We start from the raw sequence: 25,252 nt of genomic DNA, 5'->3' as shown, positions 1-25,252 counted from the left end.
GATAAGATCCGCATTCCCCCATCCGTCAGGAGAATGGAATGCGGATCTCCCTCTTCATCGGCCAGAGCGCCGAACTGAACCCAGAGCAGGCCCCCGGCCTCATCAGTGCCATCCACAAGCAGCCTGCCGACGCCCCTCTGTGGTGCGATTTCTTCGGCCTTCGCGGGGATGAGCAGAGCGACAGACGCCATCATGGCGGCCCGGATCGGGCCCTGCACCATTACCCTGCGGAGCACTACGCCTGGTGGAAAACCTGGCAAACCGCGCTGGGACTACCTGTACCACGCACACCCTGGCAGCCTGCCGCCTTTGGCGAGAATCTCTCTGGTTCGGGGCTGACGGAGGCGCAGGCCTGCATCGGCGATGTCTATCGACTTGGGGAGGCGCTGATCCAGATAAGCCAGCCCAGATCCCCCTGTTTCAAGCTCAACCAGCGCTTTGGCTATGGCCAGCTCTCCCAGGTGATGCAGCTGAATGGCCGCTGTGGCTGGCTGCTGCGGGTGCTGGAAGAGGGAAGGGTGGATCCGCAGGGGGAGCTGACACTGGTGGACAGACCCTACCCTGAGCTGACGGTGAAGCGCACCGCCGACATCCTGTTCAACCAGGCCCGCAACGAGGAAGAGCTGCAACTGCTGCTGGAGAACCCGGCGCTCTCTCCCAACTGGCGCCAGCATGCGGCCCATTGGCTGGAACATGGAGTGGTGGCGGATTGGAGCCGGCGTTTGCTGGGGCCGACCGAGTTCAGGTTGCCTCGACAGGACTGAAGGCAGGCGGAAAGATACCTTGTGGCGATTTTTGCTGCGACTCGCTGAATTATTGAGCGTAAAGCCATTTTTTTAGAGTGAATGCAAAAAAAGGCTTGTGTCGGGTCGGGGCTTTCGGTAAATTCTCGCCCCGCAGACATCGGTGTGTAGCGCAGCTTGGTAGCGCACTTCGTTCGGGACGAAGGGGTCGGAGGTTCGAATCCTCTCACACCGACCACATTTGAAAAGGCCGCTCAATGAGCGGCCTTTTCGCATTTGGTCTGTTGAAGAAAAACTGACATTTCCATTGTCGATTGCTGCTCCTGCTCCTGCTCCTGCTCCGATCCCCCTCATTTGCCCAACTAAAAGGGCCACCGCTCGGTGGCCCCACTGGTGGAGTCTGATCCTGACTCCGGCACTCTAGATTGTGACAATCTCGTTATGGGTCTTGTCGATGGTGCCCTCCTTGCGCCCCAGGCGCTCATTCAGATATGCCAGTGTTGATGCCGCAATGCCTTGAAACCGTGTTGGGTTTGCAGGGCCGCATGCTTGGGGTACTCACTAATGAAATGTGCTATTCCCTCCATCAGTTGTGAACGCAGCGAAGACACGGGCTCATGCCAGGCTTGCAGGCAGAGATGACCAGGGATCAGCTGCTCTCGATACGCTTCCAGCAGTGATTCCGGCCAGGGCTCGATATGGGAATCGTGACGCAGTAAATAGTGGGCGGCGGGTTCACGGGCATAGATGAACTGAACTTGGGCCAGGTCGCGTTGGCTTAGCGTTTGGCTGCCGATATGGCAAGTCAGATATTTCCCCGTCTTCAGATTCAGGAAGTGACCGCGTTGCCGACAGGCAATGATGCGATACCAGGGCAGGGGTGAACAGAGAGAATACCCCTCCAGCTCCTGTTCCAACCAGTGACGGCACTCTGGGGTCTGCACTTCTTCGCGCATGGCCTCAAGTCGTGTCAGCAAGGCTCTGGATGGTTGGGTAGCCAGTATCGCGCTCATCGTCTGCAATCCTCCCTCTGCACAGAATCCCGACTTTCAGTATGGACCCTGAGCGGAAGAGGGGGTGAGAATTCTAATGATTAAAATCAGCTTAGAAGCGCACTTTTTATGCAATAAAAACCATTAGCCGACGAGGTAGGTCCCCGTGCCGAAGGCGATGTGAGTGCCCTCTTCGTTGTGCAGCTCCATGCGGGCGACTGCGACCTTGCTGCCTGCCCGGATGATGTGGGCGGTGGCGATGAACTCGTTGCCGCGACCGGGACGAAGATAGTCCACCCGCAGATCGATGGTGCCAAGTCGCGAGAAGCGCTCCTTGAGATAGCTGGGGGAGAAGTCCTCCAGCTCGTCGATGCAGGAGGCTGCGACTATCATGCCGCCCGCCACGTCGAGCAGGCTGGCGGTGACGCCGCCGTGCAGTATGTTGTGGAAAGGGTTGCCGATGAGCTTCTGTTCCATCTTGATGCGCAGCTCCACTTTATCGAAGTCGTAGTGGGTGACTTGCATGCCGATCAGCTTGTTGAAGGGCATCTTTTCGGCGAACAGGTTGGCTATGCCACTGAGCGCCATCTTCTTGAGCATCTGTTTCATTCCTTGAGTCCGCCCTGTCATCAAAGCCGAGTAAAAACTCCAGCCAGTCTGCAACACTTCCTTAACACTCGCAATGGCAGGTTTATTGTGGGCGGCGGCTGCTTTAGAATGGCGACCCCAAAGGAGAGCCCATGACCGTCATTGCCGAAACCCTGCCTGACCCTCAGCCAGAGAATCCCCTTGCCCTGTTGCAGGCGGTGTTTGGCTATCAGCAGTTTCGGCCGGGCCAGCTCGAGATCATCGAGCAGATAGTGGCGGGGCGCGATGCCTTGGTGCTCAAACCCACCGGCGGCGGCAAGTCGCTCTGCTACCAGATCCCGGCGCTGCTGCGACCCGGGCTCGGGGTGGTGGTCTCCCCCCTCATCTCGCTGATGAAGGATCAGGTCGACACCCTGCGTGCCAACGGCGTGGCGGCGGTCTACATCAACTCGGCTCTGAGCCGGGAAGAGATGATCCAGAACTTTGCCGCCATGCGCCGGGGCGAGATCAAGCTGGTTTATGTTTCCCCCGAGCGTTTGCTGCAGCACGAGTTCATGGACCGGTTGGCGGAGCTGCCCCTCGGCCTGTTCGCCATCGACGAGGCGCACTGCGTCTCCCAGTGGGGGCACGATTTTCGGCCGGAATATGCGGCGCTGGGACGGCTCAAGCAGTGGTTCCCCCAGGTGCCCGTGGTGGCGCTCACCGCCACCGCCGACGAGGCGACCCGCAGCGACATGCTGCACCGGCTGGAACTGAACGATCCCTTCATCCACACCGCCAGCTTCGATCGGCCCAATATCCGCTACAGCCTGGTGGAAAAGTTCAAGGCGGCCGAGCAGCTGCTGCGCTACGTGCAGAGCCAGAAGGGCAACTGCGGTATCGTCTACTGCTCCAGCCGCAACCGGGTGGAGGAGGTGGCCGAGCGGCTCTCCCGCCACGGCTGCAAGGCGGCACCCTATCATGCAGGGCTGCCGCTGGAGCTGCGCCAGCAGACCCAGGAAGCCTTCCTCAAGGATGACATCGAGATCGTGGTGGCGACGGTGGCGTTTGGCATGGGCATCGACAAGCCCAACGTGCGCTTCGTGGTGCACTACGACATCCCGAAGAACATCGAATCCTACTATCAGGAAACCGGCCGCGCCGGGCGTGACGGCACTCCCGCTGAGGCGCTGCTGCTCTACGATCCCGCCGACATCGGTAGGGTGCGCCGGCTGCTCGACAACATCGAAAACCCCCAGCAGTTGCAGGTGGAGCAGTACAAGCTCAACGTGATGGCGGCCTTCGCCGAGGCGCAGACCTGCCGCCGTCAGGTGCTGCTCAACTACTTCGGCGAGTACAACGACAAGCCGTGCGGCAACTGCGACATCTGCCTCGATCCACCCCAGAGTTATGACGGCACCGAAGACGCCCAGAAGGCGCTCTCCTGTGTCTGGCGGGTGGGACAGAATTTCGGGGTGGGTTATGTGGTGGAGGTGCTGCGCGGATCGCTGAACCAGCGCATCAAGGATCACGGTCACGACAAGCTGTCGACCTACGGCATCGGCAAGGATCAGAGCCACGAATACTGGATGAGCGTCATCCGCCAGCTGATCCACAAGGGGTTGCTGACCCAGAACATCACCCGCAATCTGGTGTTGCAGCTGACCGAAGCGGCTCGACCCGTGCTGCGTGGCGAGATGAAGCTGGAACTGGCAGTCCCCCGCCTGCAGCCCATCTCCAGCCGCAAGGAGAAGCGCAACGGGCTGCTCGACAACGCCAACTACGACAAGCGGCTGTTCAAGGAGCTGCGCGCCCTGCGCAAGCAGATCGCCGAGGATGAAGAGGTGCCGCCCTATGTGGTGTTCAACGACGCCACCCTGGTGGAGATGGCGCAGCTCATGCCGATGACCGAGGAGGAAATGCTAGCGGTCAACGGTGTCGGTCACCGCAAGCTGGAGCGCTTCGGTGAGGCCTTTATGGACCTGATCATCGACTACTGCCGCCGGTAGGCTGGCACAACAAACAGTGGAAAGGCGCCCGTTGGTCGGCGCCATGCATTATTTCAGGCTGGCGTAATAGGCCGCCAGATTCTCCATGTCCGCCTCGGTCAGCATCGCCATGAAGGGAACCATCAGTGGCTCGGTACGGGAACCCCCCTTGAACGCCTTCATCTGCTTGAGCAGATAGGCCTGGTTCTGGCCCGCGAGGTGGGGGTAGGTCGGGACGCTCGCCTTGCCATCCGCGCCATGACAGGCGGCACAGACCACGGATTTGGCCTTGCCTGCGTCTATGTCGGCCGCCTTGGCCTGATGGCCCCAGGCAAGCGCCAGCAGGGGCAGGGTATAGACCCACTTTGGCATCGTCTTCTCCTTGAAATGAATAATCGTGATCGCCTGTTAGCCTCGACGAGCCGACGGCGGTATAAAGAGTGACACGAGCATACGCAGGGACAACCCCCATCACCATGAAGTTGATCAACACTTTTGCCACCGAACTCCCCTGGGCTTGCGAGCCTGTTGCCCCGCAACCGCTGCATGGCCCCAGATTGCTGCATCTGAACCGTGCGCTTCTTGGTGAGCTGGGGCTCGGGGAGGTGAGCGAGGCGCAGTGGCTCGCCTGTTGCGGCCAGGGGCAGCCCCTGCCGGGCATGCAGCCGGTGGCCCAGGTCTATGCGGGCCACCAGTTCGGTGGTTACAGCCCGCGCCTCGGGGATGGCCGCGCTGTGCTGCTGGGGGAGCAGCTGGCGCCTGATGGCAGCCGCTGGGACCTGCACCTCAAAGGGGCGGGCAAGACGCCATTCTCCCGCTTCGGCGACGGCCGTGCCGTGCTGCGATCCAGCATTCGCGAGTACCTGGCTTCCGAGGCGCTGCATGCCCTCGGCATTCCCTCCACCCGGGCTCTGGTGCTGCTGGGCAGTGACGAGCCTGTCTACCGGGAGCAGGTGGAGAGCGGGGCGACCGTGCTGCGCACCGCGCCGAGCCATCTGCGCTTCGGTCACTTCGAGTATTTCGCCTGGAGCGGGCAGGGGGAAAAGATCCCCGCCCTCATCGACTATGCGCGGCGTTACCACTTCCCCGAGCTGGCCGATGGCGCCGAGCTGTTTGCCGAAGTAGTGCGCCGCACCGCGCGGCTCATCGCCAAGTGGCAGGCGGCGGGGTTCTGTCACGGGGTGATGAACACCGACAACATGTCCCTGCTCGGGCTGACCCTGGATTACGGCCCCTACGGTTTCATCGACGCCTATGTGCCGGACTTCGTCTGCAACCACTCGGATCCGGATGGTCGCTATGCGCTGGATCAGCAGCCTGCGGTCGGCTACTGGAACCTGCAGAAGCTGGCACAGGCGCTGGCCGGCCATATGGATGGTGACGCGCTCGCGTCGGCCCTGGCCCAGTACGAGCATCAGCTGATGTTGCACTACTCCGAGCTGATGCGCGCCAAGCTGGGGCTGGCGGTGTGGGAAGAGGAGGATCCGGCGCTGTTCCGCGAGTTGTTCCGGCTGCTGGCGGCGCACAAGGTGGATTACCACATCTTCCTGCGACGGCTGGGGGAATTGACCGCTCAGGGTGACTGGCCCGCCAGCCTGCTGGCCCTGTTGCCCGATCCTGCCGTCTGGCAGGGGTGGCTTGAGGCCTATCGGGCACGCCTCGCCCGGGAAGGGAGCGTGGATGGTGTGCGCAAGGGGCAGATGGACGCGGTCAATCCCAAGTATGTGCTGCGCAACGCCCTGGCCCAGCAGGTGATAGAGGCGGCAGAACAGGGCGACATGGCGCCGTTCGAGCGGCTGTTTGCGGCCCTGCAGCACCCCTATGATGACCAACCCGAATACGAGGATCTCGCCACCCCGCATCCGGGCTGGTATTGCGGGGGCGAGCTCTCGTGCAGCAGTTGAGGAGCAACGGATGAACTGGCGTATCACGCAGACAGACAGGGAAGCCGGGGTGGTGATGCTGACCTGCCCGGGCCTTGACTGGGACAGCTTCCCGACTCTGGCCGAGGCCCTGTTGCAGGAGTGGGAGCTGGCGGCACTCGAGCGGGAGTGGGGGGCGGATCGCCACAGCTGGCTGCTGGAGTTTGAAGGCAGCTGCTTTCGGCTCGAGTACGAACATTACAGCGGCTGCTGGCTGGCGGCGGTGCAGCCGGACGACGCGGAGGCGCTGCTCTGGCTGGCTCGGCAGTCCCGGGAGTGAGCTTGGCGTGCGATGCGAGTCAATCCCTTGAGATAACCGCATAAAGATTGAACTATCAATTTGGGGGCGTATAATCTCGCCCCTTGATTATCGCCATGGTGGCGATATGGGTTCCCTAACCCCATTAACCAAAAAGGTCACAATATGAACCTGACTCCGGCTCAGTACCAGACGGCACTGATGCGTCTCTCATTGTTCCACATCCTGATCATTGCCAGCAGCAACTACCTGGTGCAGCTGCCGATCACCATCTTTGGCTTCCACACCACCTGGGGTGCCTTCAGCTTCCCGTTCATTTTCCTGGCCACCGATCTGACGGTGCGGATCTTCGGCGCAGGCCTGGCGCGCAAGATCATCCAGACCGTGATGCTGCCGGCATTGACCGTGTCCTACGTGCTCTCGGTGCTCTTCTTCGAAGGGAGCTTCCAGGGGGTGGGCAATCTGGCCGAGTTCAATCTCTTTGTTGCCCGGATCGCGTTAGCCAGCTTTATGGCCTATCTGGTGGGCCAGTTCATGGATGTGGTGGTGTTCAACCGCCTGCGCCTGCTGAAAGCCTGGTGGGTGGCACCGGCGGCCTCCACCCTGTTCGGCAATCTGGTGGATACCATCGCCTTCTTCAGCATCGCCTTCTGGCGCAGCACGGATCTCTTCATGGCCGAGCACTGGGTCGAGATCGCGACCGTAGATTACGTATTCAAGTTGCTGATAAGTCTGGGGTTGTTTGTGCCGCTTTACGGTGTGCTGCTGCGCTATCTCAGCCGCAAGCTGGTGGGGGAGGCCGGATTGGCTGGCCTGCAAGCTGCTACGCGACAAGCCTGATGAGATTGACCACCCCCATGGGTGGTCAATTTTTTTGCGATCTTCGCAAATAAGGCTTGCATAGTTAAATGAGAATGATTATTGTTAACTTGTTTTCCGGGAAAGACTTCATTTGTTCCAACGTGATGGACTTCTTGTGAAGGCACGACATTGCTCACATTGCTTCCAGTTAAGGGGCCAGTAGTTTACTGGCCCTCTTTTTTTTGCGTCTTTTCCGCCATCAGCGGGCATAAAAAATGGGAGCCAGGGCTCCCATTTTCACTCAGCGCTGTTTACTCGATGTCGAGGGCATCGGGGGAGAGGATCACCCCTGTGGTATCAGCATAGAGGTGGTCATCCGGCAGGAAGGTGACGCCGCCGAAGTTGACCGGCAGATCGGTTTCCCCGATATCCTTGCTGTCGGCGCCCACCGGAATGGCCGCCAGGGCCTGAATACCGATGTCGAGGTCTTCCAGGATATCGACCTCACGGACGCAACCGTAGCAGACGATCCCTTCCCACTCATTTTCCGCCGCCGTGGTGGCGATCTCGCTATCGATCAGGGCACGACGCATGGAGCCGCCACCGTCGATCAACAGCACGCGACCAACGCCGTTCTCTTTGACGAGTTCACGGATTAGGCCGTTTGATTCGAAGCATTTGACTGTGGTGATGACGCCGCCGAAAGAGGCGCGGCCGCCGAAGGAGCAGAGCATGGGTTCGAGCACATCCACCATGTCCTGATAGATGTCGCACAGTTCTGAAGTGTTGTATTCCATTGTGTCAGATCCACCGCTGGAAACAGGTGGATCCAGTATAAGGAGTGGGGTTGGCATTTCAACGACTATTCCTTGCCCAGTGGCGGGAAATGCCGTTTTTGCGCGAAAGCGGCCCCGCGTCATGGCAGGAGCCGCAGACGGTCAGCCTGGGGCCCTAGAGCAGGAACAGGGTCGCCAGCCCCAGGAAGATGAAGAAGCCGCCGGTGTCGGTGATGGCGGTGATCATCACGCTGGCCCCCACCGCCGGGTCGCGCCCCAGCCGGCTCATGGTCATGGGGATGATGACCCCCATCAGTGCCGCCACCAGCAGGTTGAGCATCATGGCGAGCGTCATCACCGCGCCCAGCGCCGCATCCTGATAGAGGATGTAGGTGGCCACCCCCATGGTGCCGCCCCACACCAGGCCGTTGATCAGGGCCACCCCCAGCTCGCGCCACAGCAGGAAGGAGACGTTGCCGGTCTGGATATGCTGCAGCGCCAGCGCCCGCACTATCATGGTGATGGTCTGGTTGCCGGTGTTGCCGCCGATGCCGGCGACGATGGGCATCAGCGCCGCCAGCGCCACCAGCTGGGAGATGGTGTGCTCGAACAGGCCGATCACCCGCGATGCCACGAAGGCGGTGCAGAGGTTGATGGCGAGCCAGGCCCAGCGGGTCTTGACCGCCTTGGAGACGGGGGCGAACACGTCTTCTTCCTCACTGATCCCCCCCATGCGGCGCAGGTCGGTGTCGCTCTCCTCATAGACCAGGTCTACCACCTCGGCGACGGTGAGCCGTCCCATCAGCTTGCCCCTGGCATCCACCACGGCGGCGGAGACCAGGTCGTCCCGCTCGAAGGTGCGGGCGGCGGCCTCGTCGTTGTCTTCCGGATCGAAGGTGACCGGATCCTTCTCCATCGCGTCGCTCACCAGGGTTTCGGGCTTGTGCAGCAGCACGACGGTGAGGGGCAGCTCCCCCTGCAGCCGGTTGCGCCGATCGGTGACGAACAGCTTGTCGGTGTTCTCGGGGATCTGGCCGCGTAGGCGCAGATAGCGCTGGACGGTGGCCAGGGTCACGTCGGGCCGCACCGTGATGAGCTCGAAGTCCATCATGGCGCCGACCGTGTGCTTGCCGTAGCGGATCACCTCCCGCACCTTGTCCCTGTCCACCGGCGCCATGGAGGTGAGCAGCCGCCCCATCAGGTTGCGGGGCAGGTGCTGACCCAGGTAGATCTGGTCGTCGATGTCGAGGGTGCTCAGGGCGTGCAGCAGCTCCTTGTCGCTCATGCCGCTGATGAGGCTGTCCCACACCGTCTCCGACGCTTCCACCAGGATCTGGCCGTGCTTGTCTGCATCCACCTGCTGCCACAGCACGTGGCGCTCGTCCGGCGGCAGGGACTCCAGCGCATCGGCGATATCGGCGGCGGGCAGGCTGTTGACCAACCGGGTCAGCTCGCTGGTCTGGTCCCGAAGCTCTGCGTCCTGCTCCCCTTGCGGGTCGAGCAGGCTCTCGGTGAGGGCGTCATCGGCCAGCAGCAGCGTGAGGATGCGGGCTCTGTCGTGTTCACGCTGTTTGGCGCTGTTCTTGGGGGGGAGGGACATGAAGCAGAATTCCTGAATTCGGTGGTCCGGCTGACACACCCCATAGGATACCAGACTCAAAACAAGAGGTTATGACAGTAGATGCAGAAAAGAAACGCCACCCGAGGGTGGCGTTGGAATGGATGCAGCGATCAGGCCGAGGCCAGGGCCGCGTCTGCGGCGCATCCTTGCCCGAACCAGGCAAGCTGGTCCGCCAGGGTCACTACCGAACCCACCATGATGAGGGCCGGGCTCTCGACCCCCAGCGCCAGTTCGGGCAACTGATCGAGGGTGCCGCGAATGACCCGCTGGCTTGGCTGGGTGCCGCGCTCGATCAGCGCCACCGGGGTGTCGCCCGCCTTGCCGTGGGCCAGCAGCTGCTCGCGGATGGTGGCGCAGGAGGAGAGCCCCATATAGAACACCAGTGTCTGCTTGTCCTTGGCCAGTAGCGGCCAGTCGAGATCCTGAGCGCCACCCTTGCCGTGGGCGGTGACGAAACGCACGCTCTGGGCGTGATCGCGGTGGGTCAGTGGAATACCGGCGTAGGCCGCGCAGCCGCTGGCCGCCGTGATTCCCGGCACCACCTGAAAACCGATGCCAGTACCAACAAGCGTCTCCAGCTCCTCGCCGCCACGGCCGAAGATGAAGGGGTCGCCCCCCTTCAGCCGCACCACCCGCTGGCCCTTCTTCGCCTCTTCCAGCAAGAGCTGGTTGATCCCCTCCTGCGGCACGCAGTGGTTGCCCGCCTGCTTGCCGACGAAGATGCGTTTGGCGTCGCGGCGCACCAGCGCCATCACCTCGTCCGAGACCAGCCGGTCATAGACCACCACGTCCGCCTGCTGCATCTGGCGCAGGGCGTGCAGGGTGAGCAGACCCGGATCGCCGGGGCCGGCACCGACCAGCACCACCTCGCCAGCGCTCTGGCTCTCGTCGGCAAACAGGTTGTCGGCCAGTTGGTGGGCAGAGGCGTGATCCCCCCGCGCCAGCGCCTGCCCGAGCCGGTCCGCCCCGAGCAGCCGTTCCCAGAAGCGGCGCCGCTCCCCCATGGTGGCGAAGCGGGCCTTGACCCGCTCCCGCAGGCTGCCGGCGAAGGTCGCCGCGGCGCCCAGATGCTGCGGCAGCAGGGCCTCGAGTTTTTCCCGCAGCAAGCGAGCCAGCACCGGGGCCTTGCCGCCGGAGGAGATGGCCACCATCAGGGGCGAGCGATCGATGATCGACGGCATGATGAAGCTGGAGCGTTTCGGGTCATCCACCACGTTGGCGAAGATCCGCGCCTGATTGGCGCTCTGGTAGACCAGGGCGTTCACCTCGCGCCGATCGGTGGCGGCCACCACCAGCCACTTGCCCGTCAGTTGCGCCGGCGCGAATTCACCGGCCAGCCACTCGATGCTGCCGTTGGCAGCCAGTTCCGCCAGCTCGGGGTCGAGCTCGGGCGCGACCACGGTGAGCTGGGCACCGGCATCCAGCAGCAGGCGCGCCTTGCGCTCCGCTACCTCGCCGCCGCCGACCAGCAGCACGGGTTTGTTGTCGAGTCGGCAAAAGATGGGCAAGTAGTCCATGGGGCCTCCTGATCAGGCGGTTTGGATCTGGTTGGCGGTGCTGGTGGTCTCGCTCACCGCGACCGGGCGCTCAGCCTTGGGGGTGGCATACCAGTAGCCGAGGCCCATGAAGAGGGCGCCGGAGACGGTGTTGCCCAGGGTCACCCACAGCAGGTTGTGGCCGATGCCGCCCAGGGTGTAGGCCTCGGAATGGGCACCGAACCAGGAGAGGGCGAACAGGGTCATGTTGGCGACCGAGTGCTCGTAGCCGGAGGCGATGAAGGCCAGCAGGCACCACCAGATGGCAATGAACCTGGCGGCACCCTCGGTGCGCAGCGCCATCCAGATGGCGAGGCAGACCAGCCAGTTGCACAGCACGCCCTTCATGAACAGGGTCAGCGCCGGTGCCTGGGTCTTGGCCAGCGCGACCTTGTGCGCCAGGCTGCCCGCGTCCGGCAGCAGGCTGCCGCCGTAGGAGTAGATCAGCGCCACCGCGATGGAGCCGAGCAGGTTGCCGGCCCAGGTCTGCGGCAGGATGCGCAGCAGATCCCCCATGGAAATTTTGCCGGTCTTCACCCCGAAGGTGAGGAACATGGTGTGGCCGGTGAACAGCTCGGAGCCGGCGATGATGACGAGCGTCAGGGCGATGCCGAAGGTGGCCCCCATCACCAGCGGCCTGATGGCGGGGTCCACCAGATTGCCCAGGGTGAAGATGAGGATGATGCCGAGGCCCACATAGGCTCCCGCCATGGCGGAGCTGAGCCAGAAGCCAAGCTTGTCGCTGCGCTCGAAGCGGTTGATGCGGGCCGCGTTGGCGGCGCACTTGTTGATGGTTTCGGTATACATCTTTGTTTCCTTCAAGAGGGCCGCCCGCGGGCAGCCCTGACTGTTTTTTAACCCCCTCCCTGCCTCCCCCTTGTCAAGGGGGAGGAGCTTTTTGCTCCCTCACCTGTGAAGGGGAGGGCCGGGGTGGGGTCTGGTGTTAGACGGCGACCCAGACCTGCTGGTCGCGCACTTCAACGGGGTAGCTCTGCACCGACATCGCAGGGTTGTCGAAACAGTGGCCGTCGCTCAGGCGAAAGCGCTGCTTCTTGAGCGGGCTGGCGACCCAGAGCTCGCCGTCGTGTTCGCAGATCAGGCCCCGCGACAGCACATTGGCGGCGAAGAAGGGGTCCCGGTTGTCGATGGCGAACACCTCGGCCGCCGCGCTCGGGCGGAACAGAGCGATCTGACGACCCTCAATGAGTGCACAGACGCCGGTTCCCGGCAGGATGTCGTTGAGTTGGCAGGCGAATTTCATCATTTGGTCTCCACCTCGATCTGGTAGACGGGGATGCGCTCGGCAGGGGTCGCCGGTCGATGCTGGTCGCGCTCGGCGACGAACTGAACGTCCGGATCGCGCTTGTCGCTGTTGATGAAGTGGCTGAAGCGCTTGAGCGCCTCCTCTTCGTTGAGGGTGCGCGACCATTCGCACTCGTAGCTGTCGATGAGGGTCTGGATATCGCGCTCCAGCGTCTCGGCCAGTCCCAGCTTGTCATCGACGATCACCTCGCGCAGGTAGTCGACGCCCCCTTCCAGATTGCCGAGCCAGACCGAGGTGCGCTGCAGTTTGTCGGCGCTGGTGACGTAGAACATCATAAAGCGATCGATCAGCTTGATGAGGGTCTCGCGGTCGAGGTCAGACGCCAGCAGATCGGCGTGGCGCGGCTTCATGCCGCCGTTGCCGCCCACATAGAGGTTCCAGCCCGCGTCGGTGGCGATGATGCCGACGTCCTTGCCCTGGGCTTCCGCACATTCGCGGGTACAGCCGGAGACACCGAACTTCATCTTGTGGGGGGTGCGAATGCCCTTGTAGCGGTTCTCGAGGAAGACCCCGAGGCCGACGCTGTCCTGTACGCCGAAGCGGCACCAGGTGCTGCCGACGCAGGTCTTGGCCATGCGCAGTGCCTTGGCGTAGGCCTGACCGGTCTCGAAACCGGCCGCCAGCAGCTTGCGCCAGATGGCGGGCAGATCATCCTTCTGGGCCCCGAACAGACCGATGCGCTGGGCGCCGGTGATCTTGGTGTAGAGCTTGTAGTCGCGGGCCACTTCGGCCACCGCCAGCAGCCCTTCCGGGGTCACTTCGCCACCGGCCATACGCGGGATGACGGAGTAGCTGCCGTCCTTCTGCATGTTGCCGAGGAAGATATCGTTGGTGTCCTGCAACGGGATGTTGCGCGGGCTCAGCACATGCTCGTTCCAGCAGGAGGCGAGGATGGAGCCGACGGTCGGTTTGCACACCTCGCAGCCATAGCCTTGGCCGTGCTTGGCCAGCAGTTCGTCGAAGCTCTTGATCCCCTCCACCTTGACCAGATGGAACAGCTCTTGACGGGAGTGGGGGAAGTGGGCGCAGAGGTGGTTGTTGACCTCGATGCCCTGCTTCACCAGCTCGGCGTTGAGCACCTGACTGATGAGCGGCACGCAGCCGCCGCAGCCGGTACCGGCCTTGGTGTGCTGCTTGATGGCGGCCAGCGTGGTGTGGCCCTCGGCCACCGCCTTGGCGATGTCACCCTTGGAGACGTCGAAGCAGGAGCAGATCTGGGCGCTCTCCGGCAGGGCATCCACCCCCAGCGTCGGCTTGGCACCGGCGTAGGCGGGCAGGATCAGAGTATCCGGGTGGCTCGGCAGCGGCAGGGCGTTGAGCATCATCTGCAGCAGGTTGCCGTAATCTTCCACGTCACCCACCAGCACGGCGCCGAGCAATCGGCTGTTGTCTTCGCTCACCACGATCTTCTTGTAGACGCCGGCTTGATCGTCCTGAAACACATAGCTGTGGCTGCCCGGAGTGCGGCCGTGGGCATCACCGATGGAGCCGACGGAGACGCCGAGCAGCTTGAGCTTGGCGCTCATGTCCGCCCCTTCGAAACGGCTGTCGCCGCCGAGCAGATGGTCGACGGTGATCTGGGCCATCTTGTAGCCCGGTGCCACCAGCCCGAAGAAGCGGCCCTGCCAGGCGGCGCACTCGCCGATGGCATAGATGTCGGGGTCTGAGGTGAGGCAGTGATCGTCGATGACGATGCCGCCGCGCTCGGCGATGGCGAGATCACCGTAACGGCCCAGGGTATCTTGCGGGCGAATGCCGGTGGAGAAGACCACCACGTCCACTTCCAGTTGGCTGCCGTCAGCGAAGGCGAGGCGGTGCTTCGCCTGTTCGCCGCCATGCATCAGGATCTCGCTGGTGCTCTTGCTGGTGTGTACCTGCACGCCCATGGATTCAATCTTGCGGCGCAGCAGCTGGCCGCCCTGGCCATCGAGCTGCTCGGCCATCAGTACCGGAGCAAACTCCACCACATGGGTTTCGAGACCCAGCGCCTTGAGGGCACCGGCGGCTTCGAGGCCAAGCAGGCCGCCCCCGATCACCACGCCGCTCTTGCCACTCTTGGCCGCGCTGCGGATGGCTTTCAGATCCTCGATGGTGCGATAGACGAAGCACTCGTGGTGCTGACTTCCTTGGATGGGCGGCACCCAGGGGTAGGAGCCGGTGGCCAGCACCAGCTTGTCGTACTCGACCACAGTGCCCTTGTTGGAGTGCACTTCGCGGTTGGCCCTGTCGATTTTTTTCACCGCTTCGCCGAGCAGCAACCGGATGCCGTGCTTGTCGTAGAAGCCGGGTTTGACGAGGGAGAGATCTTCGCTGGTGTGGTGGGAGAAGTAGGAGGAGAGATGGACGCGATCGTAGGCGGGACGGGGTTCTGCACCGAAGACGGTGATCTCGTAGCGGCCCGGATCGGCCCGCTCGATCAGCTCTTCGATGAAGCGGTGCCCCACCATGCCGTTGCCCACAACGACCAGTCTGACTTTGCTCATAGTTGCCTCAAGTTTGGAGTAATAAAACATCATTCTGGGGCTAGGCTACCCAGTCGGCAGGGGTGGGCGATTGATGCAAATCAAGTGTCTATTTATATATCTCCTCAGGGGTAATTCGAGAAAATTCAACACTATACAAAAATAGGTATACCAGTTAATGATTTCTGGGCTGGCTCGGGGTGAGGGATGGTGGAGGGAAAGCCCGGTTTACCCACTGCCGGGGAGTGAAAACTTATGTCGGAAAAAGGCCGGTCTCGCACTGGGCGAGACCGGCATCAATGGGCATCAGCTGAACAAGGTGGCGCGTCAGGCGATATGGCGGCGGAACATGGCGAGCGCCAGCGACAGGGTGACGCCGGCGATGGCGAGCAGCGGCCAGAGCAGGGGCCAGGCGGCCGACCAGTCGAACCCCTTCAAAAAGACCCCCTTGAGCAGCACGATGAAGTGGGTGAGGGGGTCGATGGCCGCCAGCCACTGGAACACCTGCGGCATGTTCTCCACCGGCGAGATATAGCCCGAGAGGATCACCGCCGGCACGGTGAAGGAGAAGACCCCGAGAAACGCCTGCTGCTGGGTCGAGCAGAACGATGAGATGAAGAGCCCGATCCCGGCCAGTGCCAGGCCGTAGCAGACCATGCCCGCCAGCAGCAGACTGAGGCTCCCCGCGAAGGGGAGGTGAAAGACAAAACGGGCGGCCAGCGCGACTATGCACCCTTGTCCCACCGCCACCAGGATGCCGGGCACCGCCTTGCCCGCCATGATCCAGCCTGCGGTGAGGGGGGAAACCAGCAGCTGATCGAAGGTGCCCTCCTCCCGCTCCCGCGCGACCGAGAGGGCGGTGACAATCAGACAGCCGGTGGTGGTGATGATGGCCACCAGGGCCGGCAGGATATGCCAGTGGAACTCGATATTGGGGTTGTAGAGGTTGCGTACCGCGAGGGTCGGCGGCGCCTTGCCTGCGTTCCCTTCTTCATTCTGCCAGCGGGCGATCACCTGACTGATGTAGCCCGCCGCCACCTGACCGCCGTTGGAGCGGCGGCCGTCGATGATCAGCTGCACCTTGGCCGGTTCGCCTCGCGCCAGCCGGCGGGAGAAATCGCTCGGGATGACCAGACCGAGGAGCGCCTGCTGTCCGGTGATGGCCTCGGTCATGCCTGCCTCGCCTTGCACCGGGATGATGGTGGTAAAGGCGGGCATATGGGTGAGGCGCTCCAGCAGCTCGCGGCTCTGGGCGCCGCCATCCTGGTTGTAGATGGCCAGCGTGTTGCCGGTCACCTCCAGAGTGGCGGCGAACGGGAAGAGGGCGGTTTGCAGCAGCACCGGCATGATGAGCAGAAAGCGCCCCTGGGTGTTGCCCATCAGGGCCTGCAGCTCTTTTCGGATCAGCCACCAGAGTCGGATCAGCATGGGTTACTCCAGAGTGCGCCGCGTCTTGCGGGCGGTCAGGGCCAGCCAGAAACCGGCCAGCAACAGCAGACAGAAACCGTTGACCAGCAGGATCGAGAAGACGCTGCCCGCCTGATAGAGGGTCTGCAAGGAGCTCGCGAAGTAGCGGGCCGGAATGAGGTGGGTGATGGCCCGAAGCCAAGGCGGCATGCTGGCGATCTCGAACACGAAGCCCGACAGCATCACGGCGGGCAGAAAGGCGGCGATCAGCGCTGCCTGCGCGGCATTGAACTGGCTGCGCATCACGGTGGAGAGGAACAGGCCGAGCCCGAGGGCGCTGCCGAGAAAGACGCTGGTGACCAGAAAGAGCAGCAACAGGGAGCCGCGCCACGGCACGCCCATCACCGCCACCGAGAAGAGCAGGCAGAGCAGCATGGCGATGATGCCAAGGCCGTAGTAGGGCAGCAGCTTGGAGAGCAGCAGCTCCCCCTTGGTGACCGGGGTGGCGAGCAGCGCCTCCATGGTGCCGCGCTCCCACTCCCGCGCCACCACCAGGGAGGTGAGCAGGGCGCCTATGATGGTCATCACCACCGCAATGGAGCCCGGTACCAGAAAGTTGCGGCTCACTAGCGCCGGGTTGAACCAGGCGCGGCTCTCTATCGACACCGGCATGGCGACCCCCTCGCCAGCGAGCCATCCCTGCCAGATCCCCTGCACATAGTTGGTGACGAAGTTGGCGGTGTTGGGCTCGGAGCCGTCGGTCAGCAGCAGCGCCTGCGGCGTGCCATTACCCTGACCGGCCAGCGCGCGGGAGAAGCCGTCATCGATCACCAGCAGGCCGCGGATCTCGCCACGGGCCAGACTGGCGAGCAGGGACTCCCTGCTCGGGCCGCTGTGGATCTCCAGCGCGGTAGAGCCGCGCAGGGCCTGCTCCAGCCGCACCGCCGGGGCGCCGCTGTCGGTACGCCAGATGCCGAGGCGCAGGTGGTCCACATCCAGATTGATGGCGTAACCCATTACCACCAGCAGTACCACCGGCATGATGAAGGCGATGAGGATGCTGCTCGGGTCACGGACGATTTGCAGCGTCTCCTTGCGGCAGAGGGCCAGCAGTCGCCGACGGTTGATGCTCATGCGTCCTCCTCGCTGGCCCGCTCGACCAGGGTGATAAAGGCCTCTTCCATTGTTGGCAAAGAACAGGTCGGCAAGGAGCCGGTTTGCAAAGAGGTCGCCGCTTCTTTGGCGGCCAGCCCCTTGAGATCGTCCGGAGTGCCGAGCGCCAGCAGCTTGCCGCGATAGATGAGGGCAATGCGGTCGCAATACTCCGCCTCATCCATAAAGTGGGTGGTGACCAGCACGGTGACGCCGTGGTCGGCCAGCGCGTTGATGTGCGACCAGAACTCGCGCCGGGTCACCGGATCGACCCCGGAGGTGGGCTCGTCGAGGAACAGCAGCGGCGGCTCGTGCAGCAGGGCGCAGGCCAGCGATAAGCGCTGGCGCAGGCCGAGCGGCAGGGATTCCGCCTTCTGATCGAGCCAGGGGGCGAGGGCAAAGGCAGTCACCATGGCATCGATCCGCGTCTGCTGGTGGCGGCCGAACAAGCCGTAGATACCGGCGAAGAAGGAGAGGTTCTGGGCCACGGTGAGCTGCTTGTAGAGGGAGAACTTCTGCGCCATGTAGCCGAGGCGCTGGCGCGCTGCCGAGGGGCTGTGGGCCAGATCGATGCCGGTCACCAGCGCCTGCCCCTCGCTCGGGCGCAGCAGGCCGCACTCCATCTTGAAGGTGGTGGACTTGCCCGCCCCGTTGGGGCCGAGCAGGCCGAAGATCTCGCCGCGGCGCACCGCAAAGCTGACATCATCGGTGGCGGCAAAATCGCCGAAGCGCTTGGTGAGGTGGCGCGCCTCGATCACCGCCTCGGGGGAGACCCCCTGCGGCAGTTCCGCTTCGCGCATCCCGGCTGCCAGACTCGACTCACCGCCGGGGCCGCCGCCGAGCAGGTCGATAAAGGCATCCTCCAGCCGGGGCTGGGCCGGTTGAAAGGTGCCGTTGGCGAGATGCAGCTCTGCCAGCGGTGGGGGCGTCCTGCCCGGGTGCAGCAGCAGGCGCACCCGCTCCCCCGCCACCGCGCCATCCATCACCGCCTGGTGAGCCAGTGCCCGGCGCAGCAGGGCGCGCCGCTCGCGGCCATCCAGTTGCCCCGCCTCCAGCAGCCAGCAGCGGCTGGCCATGGCCCCCATCAGATCGGCTGGCGTGCCGCTGGTGCGCACCTCGCCATCCGCCATCAGCAGCACGTGGTCGCACAGCTCCGCCTCATCGAGATAGGCGGTACTCCAGAGCACCGTCATCCCCCCTTTTGCCAGCTCGCGCACCATCTGCCAGAGGGCGCGGCGAGAGATGGGATCGACCCCGACTCCCGGTTCGTCGAGCAGCAGCACATCCGGGGTGCCGAGCAGGGCGCAGGCCAGCCCGAGTTTCTGCTTCATCCCGCCAGAGAGCTTGCCCGCCGGTCGTGCGGTGAAGCGGGCGAGATCGGTGAAGGCGAGCAGCCGCGCGAAGGTGGGTGTGCGTTCGGGCTCCAGTACGTCGCGCAAGTCAGCGTAGAGGGTGAGGTTCTCCAGCACGCTGAGATCCTCGTAGAGGCCGAACTGCTGGGGCATGTAGCCGAGGCGCTGGCGCAGCAGATCCCCCTCGCTCACTGGATCCAGCCCCAGCACCCGGATGGTGCCCGCTTCGGGGATCAGCAGACCGGCCAGCAGGCGCAGCAAAGTGCTCTTGCCCGCGCCGTCGGGGCCGACCAGCCCGGTGATGCCGCCAGCCGGAATGGTGGCGGAGATGGCGTTGAGGGCGACCCGCTCGCCAAAGCGTTTGGTGAGCCCCTCAAGGGAGATGGCGCAGCTCATGGCGCCAGCCTGACGGTGACCGGCATCCCCTGGCGCAGGGCCGGGTCGGGGTCCTGCACCACGATGCGCAGCCGGTAGACGAGGTGAGTGCGAAGATCCGGCGTTTCCACCGATTTCGGAGTGAACTCGGCGGTGGGCGAGACAAATCCCACTACTCCGTGATAGGGCTGATCCGGCCGCGAGTCGGTGGTGAGGGTCACCTTGGCGCCGCTCGGGAAGTGGCCGAGCCAGGGCTCCTCCACATAGGCGCGCACCCAGACCGGCGCGGTCAGGGAGAGGTTGAAGGCGGTCGCTCCGCTCTGCACCATGCTGCCGTTCTCGATGGCGCGGCTGATGATGATGCCGTCGCTGGGGGTGGTCAGGCTGGCATCCGCCAGCGCCAGCTCGGCACTGGCGAGCGCCGCTTTGGCCCCTTCCAGCTGGGCATCGGACTGGGCGATTTCCTCCGGGCGGTAGCCGGTTTCGAGCTGGGCGAGCTGTTCGCGGGCGGAGCGCACCTGCGCCTGGGTCTGATCCCGCTGGGAGCGGGCAGTATCGAGCTGACCGCGGGAGATGGCGCCGGTGGCTGCCAATGCGCTCTGGCGGCGCCACTGCTGGTTGGCCTCCAGTGCAGCGGCGTCTGCGGCGGCCAGTGCGGCCCGGGCGCGGTCGGTCTCTTCGCTGCGATAGCCTTTGTGGATCAAGGCGTTGGCGGCAGTGAGCGCAGCCAGATTGGCGCGGGCGCTGTCGCGGCTGTGGGTGAGGGGAACCGGATCGAGGCGGGCCAGCAGTTGACCCGCTTTCACGCTATCCCCCTCATCGACCAGCACCTGATCGACGCGTCCGCCGACCCGAAAGGCCAGATTGACGTCGCGAATGTCGACGTTGCCGTAGAGGATGGAGCCGTCGGCCGGGCGCCCCTGCCACCAGAGGTAGCCACCGATAACGGTTAGCAGCAGGGCCACGATTGCAATGCGTTGTTTCATGCTGCTTCTCCTTGAGGATGGCTCTGCAGCCAGAGGTCACCACCGAAAACGGCCAGCAGCGGAGCTGCCATAGGGATGATGGCGATGGGTTGTTTCATGCCGTTTCTCCTTCCTTGATGCCGGTGGGGCGCAGGCCGCGCAGGGCCCATACCAGCCGCTGTCTGGCGGCCTCGGGGTTGTCTATCTGGGCGAGAAAGGGGGCGGCCTGTTCGGGCAGCCAGCCGAGCTGGCGACCGCTGCCTGCGATCACCAGCGGCAGGCCGACCGATCCCATGATGAAGATCATCAGCTGGAGCGGGTGACCCGCGACCAGCGACCCTTCCGCCTGTGCCATCCGTACCTGTTCGATCAGCAGCAGGGGGTGACGGCGCGGCAGGCTGAGTAGAAAGCGCTGGGCCGCCCCTTCACCCGCCAGGGCATCGCCAAACAGGTGGTTGATGAAGCCGCGCTGGCGCGCCACCAGCCCGATCAGCGCCTCCATGGTCGCCTCGAACATGGCGATGGCAGAGGAGTAGGAGCCTTTGGCTGCCACCGCCTTGAGCTCGTCATAGAGGGGGGCGTACCAGAGCTCCACCAACTCGTCGATAAAGGCGTCGCGGTTGCCGAAGTGGTAGACGAAGGAGCCGAGGTTCACCTCGGCCGCCGCCGCCAGCTCGCGCACCGTCAGGCCGCGCAGCCCCTTCTCGGTGGCGATGGCGAGGCCGGTATCGAGCAGTTTCTGACGGGTGGGGTGCATCTGGCTGGCGCTCCTGGTGTATGCATTTTGTACGCAATTATACGACCGTATAAAAAATGCGGAAGCGGGCGACAGGATCTTTTTGCCCGCAATGTGATCTGCCCCGCTCTGAGGGGCCGTGATCCCCGTCCGGCAGGGGGAAGGATCCACCGCTTGTGCCCAAGCCACAGGCATGTCGGTGTGACGGGGTGGTGACAGGCGCTTCAGGCCCCGGGTGCGGGTGCCCGGGCCACAAGAGGCTGGTGATGGAGCCGGGAGCTGCCTGACCCGGATCAGGGGGTGTCGGTGGCCTCGGTGTGATAGGGGGGCCGGGCACAGGTGTCCCGTATCAGGGCGCGCAGCCAGCGGTGGCCCGGATCGGCATCCTGACTGGGGTGCCAGAGCAGGGCGACCCGGATCCCTGGCAGAGCGAAGGGCAGGGGCAGGGTGACCAGATCGCCGAGCAGGCTGGCGCAGTGCAGGTGCGGCACCGTTGCCACCAGATTGCTCTCCCTGACCAGGGCCAGCGCCGTCGCAAACCCGGGAACCAGGGTGGTGATGGTGCGCCGCCTCCCCTGGCCTGCGAGGATCTCGTCGATGGGGCTGTGAGGCTGGCCCCGGCGGGAGACCAGCACGTGGCGCGCGGCGGCATAGCGCGCCACGGTCAGGGTGCCGTCGCAGAGGGGGTGGTCCGGGTGCACCACGGCGACGAAGTGGTCCTGGAACAGGGCCTGGGTGCGCAGCTCAGGGGCCGTGGTGGTGCCGATGACCCCGGTCTCGAAGTCCAGCTCGCCACGGCGCAGGGGGCCGCTCTCCTTGTCGGGTTTGGCCAGAAAGTGCAGCCGCACCCCGGGGGCCTCGACGGCGAGGCGCGCCAGCAGGGCGGGGCCCACCGCCTCCACGAAGCCGTCGCTGGATCGCAGGCGGAAGGTGCGCTCCAGGCTCGCCGGGTCTACTTCCTGCTGGGGGCGCAGCACGGCCCGGGTCTCCTGAACCAGGCGGGCGACCTCATCCCGCAGGATCTGCGCCCGGGGGGTGGGGATCAGGCCGCGTCCCGCCCGCACCAGCAGCGGATCCCCCGTGGTCTCCCGCAGCCTTGCCAGGGCCCGGCTCATGGCGGAAGCACTCAGGCCTAGCCGTCTGGCGGCGCCCACCACACTGCCCTCTTCCAGCAGGGCATCCAGGGTGATCAGCAGGTTGAAATCCGGGGTCATGGTCGTCTCCTCGCAGGCGGCGCCTGACGGGCCGACCCCTTCATGATACCCGAGTTGCCGTCTCTTCATATGGCGTCTGATGCAACTATAAGCTGCAATCCGTGCGTCTTCCGCCTTGTCATCTCCCCCGCTAGCCTGAGTGCATCATCACTTGCCGGAGAGACTGCCATGTCCACACCACTTCTTGTTTCCCCTCCTGTGACGCGCCGTCTTGGCCTCGTGGGGCTCGGGCTCGCCACCCTGCTGCCCATGCTGGCGGGCAGTATGGCCAACCTGGTGCTGCCTGCCCTGGGGCAGGACTTCGGCGTGCCCTTCGCCAGCCTGCAATGGGTGCTGGTGGCCTACCTGCTTGGGATCACCAGTCTGACGGTGGTGGCGGGCCGGCTCGGCGATCGTCTGGGGCGGCGTCGCTTGCTGCTCTGGGGGACCGGGGTCTTTGCGCTGGCTTCCCTGCTGTGCGCCCTGGCCCCTTCCATTGGCTGGCTCATTGCCGCTCGCTCCCTGCAAGGGGCCGGTGCGGCCTGCATGCTGGTGCTCTCCCTGGCCATGGCAGGAGAGCTGGTGCCGCCAGCCCGACGGGGCTGGAGCATGGGATTGCTCGGCACCCTGTCGGCCTGCGGCACGGCGCTCGGCCCCTCCTTTGGCGGCCTGTTGATCGGCGGATTTGGCTGGCAGGCTCCCTTCCTGCTGCTGCTCCCCCTGACGTTGCTGGCGCTGGGGTGTGCCTGGCGGGATCTGCCCCGGGATGAGGCTGGCTCTGCCGAGGGAGGCCTCCCGCTCACCAGTCTGTTGCTGCTGGTGACGGCGCTGCTCTGCTACGGGCTGGCACTGACCCGGGGCAGCCCACTCGGGGTCTGGCCGGGGATAGGGGCGCTCGTCGCCATGGTGCTCTTCGTGCGTGCCGACTCGGGCGCCCGTCGCCCCCTGCTGCCCCTGGCGCTGTTGGGGGCGTCCAGGCGAAGAGGCGGGATCATCGCCAGTGCGCTGGTGGCCAGTGTCATGGTGGCGACGCTGCTGATCGGTCCTTTCTACCTGCACGGCGCCTTTGCCCTCGACATGGGGACGGTGGGGCTGATGATCTCCATGGGCCCCCTGCTGGCGGCGCTGTCCGGCATGCCCGCCGGCTGGCTGGTGGACAGGGTGGGGGCGACCCCTGTGGTGCGCCTCGGCCTGGGGCTCATGGTGGTGGCCGCCGTCTTGCTGGCCTTGCTGGACAGGGCGTTCGGGCCCCTCGGCTACCTGCTGCCCATCCTGCTGCTCACCGCCGGTTATGCCCTGTTCCAGACCGCCAACAACAGCGCCGTGGTGGGGGAGGCGGAGGGGGCGAGCCGTGGCGCAGTGGCCGGGCTGCTGACCCTGTCGCGCAACCTGGGCCAGCTGACGGGGGCGGCGGGGCTGGGGGGCCTGTTCGCCGCCCTGGCGGGGCGGCCCGATCTCGCCCTCGCGACGGCGGACGAGCTGGCGTTTGCCACCCGGGCCACCTTCGCCCTGACGGCCTTGCTGCTGATGAGCGCGCTCTGGCTGGCGGGAAGGGGGGAGCGTGCCGTGCAGGGTGATGTGGCCCGGGACGGCTGCGAGTCGGGAGAACGCTGAAAACGAAGACGCCTCCACAGGGGAGGCGTCTTGCTATGGGATTGAGCAGGATAGTAAACCGCTCAGCTCCTCGTTATCGATCAACCTGTTACAGAATGAAGCGGCTCAGATCCTCGTCTTCAATCAGCTTGCCGAGGTGGGCGTTGACGTAGTCGGTGTTGATGACGAAGGTCTCGCCGGATTTCTCGGAGGCGTCGTAGGAGATGTCTTCCATCAGGCGCTCCATCACGGTGTGCAGACGGCGGGCGCCGATGTTCTCGGTGCGCTCGTTGACCTGCCAGGCCGCTTCGGCCAGACGGCGGATGCCATCCTGGGTGAACTCGATGTTGACCCCTTCGGTGGCCATCAGCGCCTTGTACTGATCGGTCAGGGAGGCGTTCGGCTCGGTCAGGATGCGCTCGAAGTCTTCGGTGGTCAGGGCGGTCAGCTCGACCCGGATCGGCAGACGGCCCTGCAGCTCGGGGATGAGGTCGGACGGCTTGGCGATCTGGAAGGCGCCGGAGGCGACAAACAGGATGTGATCGGTCTTGACCATGCCGTGCTTGGTGTTGACGGTGCAGCCCTCGACCAGCGGCAGCAGGTCGCGCTGAACCCCTTCACGGGAAACGTCCGGGCCCGAGCTCTCGCCGCGCTTGCAGATCTTGTCGATCTCGTCGAGGAAGACGATGCCATTGTTCTCGACGGAGGCGATGGCCTTCTGCTTCAGCTCTTCCGGGTTGACCAGGCGGGCTGCTTCCTCTTCGATCAGCGCCTTCATGGCCTCCTTGACCTTGATCTTGCGCTTCTTCTTCTGGTTCTGGCCCAGGTTCTGGAACAGCCCCTGCAACTGGTTGGCCATCTCTTCCATGCCCGGCGGGGTCATGATTTCGACACCCATGGGGGAGGCGGCCAGATCCAGCTCGATCTCCTTGTCATCCAGCTGACCTTCCCGCAGTTTCTTGCGGAAAATCTGGCGGGTGTTGGAGTTGTCGGCTTTCTCTTCCTCACCCCAGCTGTTGCGCGGGTTGGGCAGCAGGGCGTCGAGGATGCGCTCTTCGGCAGCCTCCTCGGCGCGGTATTTCATCTTCTCCATCTCGGTCTCGCGCACCAGCTTGATGGCGACATCGGTCAGATCGCGGATGATGCTGTCCACTTCCTTGCCCACATAGCCCACTTCGGTGAACTTGGTCGCTTCCACCTTGATGAAGGGGGCGTTGGCCAGCTTGGCCAGGCGACGGGCGATCTCGGTCTTGCCGACGCCGGTGGGGCCGATCATCAGGATGTTCTTCGGGGTCACCTCGTGGCGCATCTCCTCGGAGAGCTGCATCCGGCGCCAGCGGTTGCGCAGGGCGACGGCGACCGCGCGCTTGGCGTCGGCCTGACCAATGATGTGTCTGTCCAGCTCGTGGACGATTTCTCTCGGGGTCATCTCGGACATGATGGCGTTCCTGTATCCGGGGCGGGCAGGGCCCACCCCTTGGAAAATGGG

General features: G+C 64.4%; 22 protein-coding genes and 1 tRNA gene. 7 read left to right on the top strand and 16 right to left on the bottom strand.

Annotated features, from left to right (window positions below):
* Positions 1-38 precede the first annotated feature (38 nt).
* Both AB5Y68_RS00715 and AB5Y68_RS00710 read left to right on the top strand, forming a co-directional pair.
* The gene (locus AB5Y68_RS00715; RefSeq protein ID WP_039039662.1) at positions 39-764 is read left to right on the top strand and encodes an MOSC domain-containing protein; all 726 of its coding nucleotides are present in this window, start codon (positions 39-41) and stop codon (positions 762-764) included.
* Between the two features lie 140 nt (positions 765-904).
* Positions 905-981: transfer RNA gene (locus AB5Y68_RS00710), tRNA-Pro, on the top strand.
* 247 nt (positions 982-1,228) lie between these two features.
* Here the strand turns inward: AB5Y68_RS00710 and AB5Y68_RS00705 are convergent.
* Together AB5Y68_RS00705 and AB5Y68_RS00700 are read right to left on the bottom strand one after the other, a co-directional pair.
* A complete protein-coding gene (locus tag AB5Y68_RS00705; protein ID WP_010676052.1) occupies positions 1,229-1,756 on the bottom strand; it encodes a hypothetical protein in 528 nt (175 codons plus the stop codon).
* 123 nt (positions 1,757-1,879) lie between these two features.
* On the bottom strand, positions 1,880-2,344 hold the full coding sequence (locus AB5Y68_RS00700) for a thioesterase family protein (protein WP_039039661.1): 465 nt from the start codon (positions 2,342-2,344) through the stop codon (positions 1,880-1,882).
* 131 nt (positions 2,345-2,475) lie between these two features.
* Here AB5Y68_RS00700 and recQ point away from each other — a divergent pair, with 131 nt between their 5' ends.
* Positions 2,476-4,311, top strand: a complete 1,836-nt coding sequence (recQ, locus tag AB5Y68_RS00695; RefSeq protein WP_039039660.1) for an ATP-dependent DNA helicase RecQ — start codon at positions 2,476-2,478, stop codon at positions 4,309-4,311.
* Between the two features lie 48 nt (positions 4,312-4,359).
* Here the strand turns inward: recQ and AB5Y68_RS00690 are convergent, their stop codons facing one another.
* Positions 4,360-4,662, bottom strand: coding sequence for a cytochrome c (locus AB5Y68_RS00690; RefSeq protein ID WP_039039659.1), 303 nt, complete (start codon positions 4,660-4,662; stop codon positions 4,360-4,362).
* Positions 4,663-4,766: 104 nt separating this feature from the next.
* On the opposite strand from AB5Y68_RS00690, the gene AB5Y68_RS00685 reads away from it, so the two are divergent.
* The 3 genes from AB5Y68_RS00685 (at position 4,767) to AB5Y68_RS00675 (ending at position 7,311) form a co-directional block, all read left to right on the top strand.
* On the top strand, positions 4,767-6,194 hold the full coding sequence (locus AB5Y68_RS00685) for a YdiU family protein (protein WP_039039658.1): 1,428 nt from the start codon (positions 4,767-4,769) through the stop codon (positions 6,192-6,194).
* A gap of 10 nt (positions 6,195-6,204) precedes the next feature.
* Positions 6,205-6,492 (top strand): DUF3630 family protein, encoded by a 288-nt coding sequence (locus AB5Y68_RS00680; protein WP_039039657.1) that lies wholly within the window; start codon positions 6,205-6,207, stop codon positions 6,490-6,492.
* 144 nt (positions 6,493-6,636) lie between these two features.
* Complete coding sequence (locus AB5Y68_RS00675) at positions 6,637-7,311, top strand: 7-cyano-7-deazaguanine/7-aminomethyl-7-deazaguanine transporter (RefSeq protein ID WP_039039656.1); 675 nt, start codon at positions 6,637-6,639, stop codon at positions 7,309-7,311.
* A 272-nt stretch (positions 7,312-7,583) separates the two neighbouring features.
* Here AB5Y68_RS00675 and rraA read toward each other — a convergent pair whose 3' ends face one another.
* From rraA to AB5Y68_RS00615, 12 genes are all read right to left on the bottom strand, one after another.
* Positions 7,584-8,069: a ribonuclease E activity regulator RraA gene (rraA, locus tag AB5Y68_RS00670; RefSeq protein WP_010676045.1), complete on the bottom strand. Its 486-nt coding sequence runs from the start codon at positions 8,067-8,069 to the stop codon at positions 7,584-7,586.
* A 154-nt stretch (positions 8,070-8,223) separates the two neighbouring features.
* Positions 8,224-9,648 (bottom strand): magnesium transporter, encoded by a 1,425-nt coding sequence (gene mgtE / locus AB5Y68_RS00665; protein ID WP_039039655.1) that lies wholly within the window; start codon positions 9,646-9,648, stop codon positions 8,224-8,226.
* A 131-nt stretch (positions 9,649-9,779) separates the two neighbouring features.
* Positions 9,780-11,186, bottom strand: a complete 1,407-nt coding sequence (cysG, locus tag AB5Y68_RS00660; RefSeq protein WP_039039654.1) for a siroheme synthase CysG — start codon at positions 11,184-11,186, stop codon at positions 9,780-9,782.
* Positions 11,187-11,198: 12 nt separating this feature from the next.
* Complete coding sequence (gene nirC, locus AB5Y68_RS00655) at positions 11,199-12,011, bottom strand: nitrite transporter NirC (protein WP_039039653.1); 813 nt, start codon at positions 12,009-12,011, stop codon at positions 11,199-11,201.
* A gap of 136 nt (positions 12,012-12,147) precedes the next feature.
* Positions 12,148-12,465, bottom strand: a complete 318-nt coding sequence (gene nirD, locus AB5Y68_RS00650; RefSeq protein WP_039039697.1) for a nitrite reductase small subunit NirD — start codon at positions 12,463-12,465, stop codon at positions 12,148-12,150.
* Positions 12,465-15,011, bottom strand: a complete 2,547-nt coding sequence (gene nirB / locus AB5Y68_RS00645) for a nitrite reductase large subunit NirB (protein WP_039039652.1) — start codon at positions 15,009-15,011, stop codon at positions 12,465-12,467. The genes nirD and nirB overlap by 1 nt, the downstream gene beginning before the upstream one ends.
* 306 nt (positions 15,012-15,317) lie before the next feature.
* Positions 15,318-16,418, bottom strand: a complete 1,101-nt coding sequence (locus AB5Y68_RS00640) for an ABC transporter permease (protein WP_039039651.1) — start codon at positions 16,416-16,418, stop codon at positions 15,318-15,320.
* Positions 16,419-16,421: 3 nt separating this feature from the next.
* Positions 16,422-17,531, bottom strand: coding sequence for an ABC transporter permease (locus AB5Y68_RS00635; protein WP_039039650.1), 1,110 nt, complete (start codon positions 17,529-17,531; stop codon positions 16,422-16,424).
* The gene (locus AB5Y68_RS00630) at positions 17,528-19,297 is read right to left on the bottom strand and encodes an ATP-binding cassette domain-containing protein (protein ID WP_039039649.1); all 1,770 of its coding nucleotides are present in this window, start codon (positions 19,295-19,297) and stop codon (positions 17,528-17,530) included. The genes AB5Y68_RS00635 and AB5Y68_RS00630 overlap by 4 nt, the downstream gene beginning before the upstream one ends.
* Positions 19,294-20,262, bottom strand: coding sequence for a secretion protein HlyD (gene hlyD, locus AB5Y68_RS00625; protein ID WP_039039648.1), 969 nt, complete (start codon positions 20,260-20,262; stop codon positions 19,294-19,296). Before hlyD ends, AB5Y68_RS00630 begins: the two co-directional genes overlap by 4 nt.
* A 94-nt stretch (positions 20,263-20,356) precedes the next feature.
* The gene (locus AB5Y68_RS00620; protein ID WP_039039647.1) at positions 20,357-20,998 is read right to left on the bottom strand and encodes a TetR/AcrR family transcriptional regulator; all 642 of its coding nucleotides are present in this window, start codon (positions 20,996-20,998) and stop codon (positions 20,357-20,359) included.
* Positions 20,999-21,270: 272 nt separating this feature from the next.
* Positions 21,271-22,191 carry a LysR family transcriptional regulator gene (locus tag AB5Y68_RS00615; RefSeq protein ID WP_039039646.1) on the bottom strand — a complete coding sequence of 307 codons (921 nt, stop codon included), beginning with the start codon at positions 22,189-22,191 and terminating at the stop codon, positions 21,271-21,273.
* A 168-nt stretch (positions 22,192-22,359) separates the two neighbouring features.
* Here AB5Y68_RS00615 and AB5Y68_RS00610 point away from each other — a divergent pair, with 168 nt between their 5' ends.
* The gene (locus AB5Y68_RS00610; RefSeq protein WP_039039645.1) at positions 22,360-23,784 is read left to right on the top strand and encodes an MFS transporter; all 1,425 of its coding nucleotides are present in this window, start codon (positions 22,360-22,362) and stop codon (positions 23,782-23,784) included.
* An 88-nt stretch (positions 23,785-23,872) separates the two neighbouring features.
* Here the strand turns inward: AB5Y68_RS00610 and hslU are convergent, their stop codons facing one another.
* Entirely contained in the window at positions 23,873-25,201 is a 1,329-nt protein-coding gene (gene hslU / locus AB5Y68_RS00605; protein WP_010676031.1) for an HslU--HslV peptidase ATPase subunit, read from the bottom strand.
* Positions 25,202-25,252: the final 51 nt, after the last annotated feature.

It is taken from the genome of Aeromonas sp. R6-1, assembly GCF_040908165.1.
GTDB classification, from domain to species: Bacteria; Pseudomonadota; Gammaproteobacteria; order Enterobacterales; family Aeromonadaceae; genus Aeromonas; species Aeromonas caviae.
This window is presented reverse-complemented; position numbering and strand designations above follow the sequence as displayed.